Source organism: uncultured Kluyvera sp. (assembly GCF_902485085.1).
Lineage (GTDB): Bacteria > Pseudomonadota > Gammaproteobacteria > Enterobacterales > Enterobacteriaceae > Kluyvera > Kluyvera ascorbata.
This window is the reverse complement of record NZ_CABTJS010000183.1, coordinates 1-1,576: the sequence shown is the minus strand read 5'-3', so window position 1 is coordinate 1,576 and position 1,576 is coordinate 1. Positions and strand designations below refer to the sequence as shown.

The window sequence follows — 1,576 nt, the reverse complement described above, 5'->3', positions numbered from 1 at the left end:
TCAACTGCTCTACCAACTGAGCTAACGACCCGAGTGGTGGGTGATGACGGGATCGAACCGCCGACCCCCTCCTTGTAAGGGAGGTGCTCTCCCAGCTGAGCTAATCACCCGATACTGCGCTGGATACTACCTACTGCTTTCACCGAGCCCACCATAAATGATGGTGGGTCGTGCAGGATTCGAACCTGCGACCAATTGATTAAAAGTCAACTGCTCTACCAACTGAGCTAACGACCCGGTGGTGGGTGATGACGGGATCGAACCGCCGCCCCCCTCCTTGTAAGGGAGGTGCTCTCCCAGCTGAGCTAATCACCCGATACTACGCTGGATACTGCTTACTAACTAAGTTAGTGGTGGGTCGTGCAGGATTCGAACCTGCGACCAATTGATTAAAAGTCAACTGCTCTACCAACTGAGCTAACGACCCACTTTTTTCGTCACTTTCAGGATGTTTGATATCCCTTGGCAACGGCGGCATATATTACTGAATTCAGAATTCAGCGCAACAAAAATTTCGACAAAGATCACTTAACTGCTTATGTTTCATGCGGCAAGACCAGAAATAAAACAATTTCTGGTCTTACTTCGCGCATTACATCCCACTGAGACGTTTTTGCGCCTGCTTTGCACCATCGGTACCTGGGTATTTGCTGACAACCTGCTGGTATACCGCTTTCGCTTTTGCAGTATCACCTTTGTCCTGCATGATGACCCCGACCTTAAACATCGCGTCCGCCGCCTTAGGCGACTTCGGGTAGTTTTTCACCACCGATGCAAAGTAGTACGCCGCATCATCTTTTTTACCCTTGTTGTAATTCAACTGACCCAGCCAATAGTTGGCATTAGGTTGGTAGGTTGAATCAGGATATTTTTTGATGAAGTTCTGAAACGCAGCTATGGCGTCATCCTGGCGAGAACTATCCTTCACCAGCGCAATAGCCGCGTTGTAATCCGTATTGGCATCACCCGTCTGCACCGGCACACCAGACGCGCTAGCGCCCGCTGATGCTGCTGGAGCCGCCGCTGCTGGCGCTGCGCCGCTCTGGTCGCCCGTAGCCTGCTGAGCTGGAGCTGCACCGCTACCGCCCAGGCTGTCAATTTGCAGCATAATCTGCTTTTGACGTTCGACGACCTGGTTCAGCTGGTACTGACTTTCCTGGATCTGTCCACGAAGGGCATCAATATCAGTCTGGTTATCGGAGAGTTGCTGCTGAAGTTGGGTTAAAAGCTGACTGTGAGCGTTAGAAATACGCTCGAGTTGGGTGACACGGTCTTCGACCGAGCCTGAGCCGACACTACTGATTGGCGCCTGAGCAAAAGCGGCCCAGGGGGCCGCTATGCCAACCAGTAACGACAGACTCACCATGTGATGTCTGAAGTTACTGCTCATGCAATTCTCTTAGTAAACCAGTACGGCACGACGGTTTTTGGCGTAAGCCGCTTCGTCGTGACCCAGTACTGCAGGTTTTTCTTTACCGTAAGAAACGATGGAGATCTGGTCAGCAGAAACGCCTTTACCCTGCAGGTACATTTTAACAGCGTTAGCACGACGTTCACCCAGGGAGATGTTGTACTC

At 51.5% G+C, this 1,576-nt stretch carries 2 protein-coding genes and 4 tRNA genes; all 6 read right to left on the bottom strand.

Annotation, left to right across the window (positions count from 1 at the left end):
• Positions 1–34 precede the first annotated feature (34 nt).
• Positions 35–110 (bottom strand) — tRNA-Val (locus tag RDN66_RS23055).
• Positions 111–161: 51 nt separating this feature from the next.
• Positions 162–237 (bottom strand) — tRNA-Lys (locus RDN66_RS23050).
• Between the two features lie 2 nt (positions 238–239).
• Positions 240–315 (bottom strand) — tRNA-Val (locus tag RDN66_RS23045).
• 36 nt (positions 316–351) lie between these two features.
• Positions 352–427: transfer RNA gene (locus tag RDN66_RS23040), tRNA-Lys, on the bottom strand.
• A 165-nt stretch (positions 428–592) separates the two neighbouring features.
• Positions 593–1,390: a cell division protein CpoB gene (gene cpoB / locus RDN66_RS23035; RefSeq protein ID WP_035892736.1), complete on the bottom strand. Its 798-nt coding sequence runs from the start codon at positions 1,388–1,390 to the stop codon at positions 593–595.
• A 9-nt stretch (positions 1,391–1,399) separates the two neighbouring features.
• Positions 1,400–1,576, bottom strand: a 177-nt coding sequence (locus RDN66_RS23030) for an OmpA family protein (protein WP_308538206.1), incomplete at its 5' end; no start/stop codon positions are given.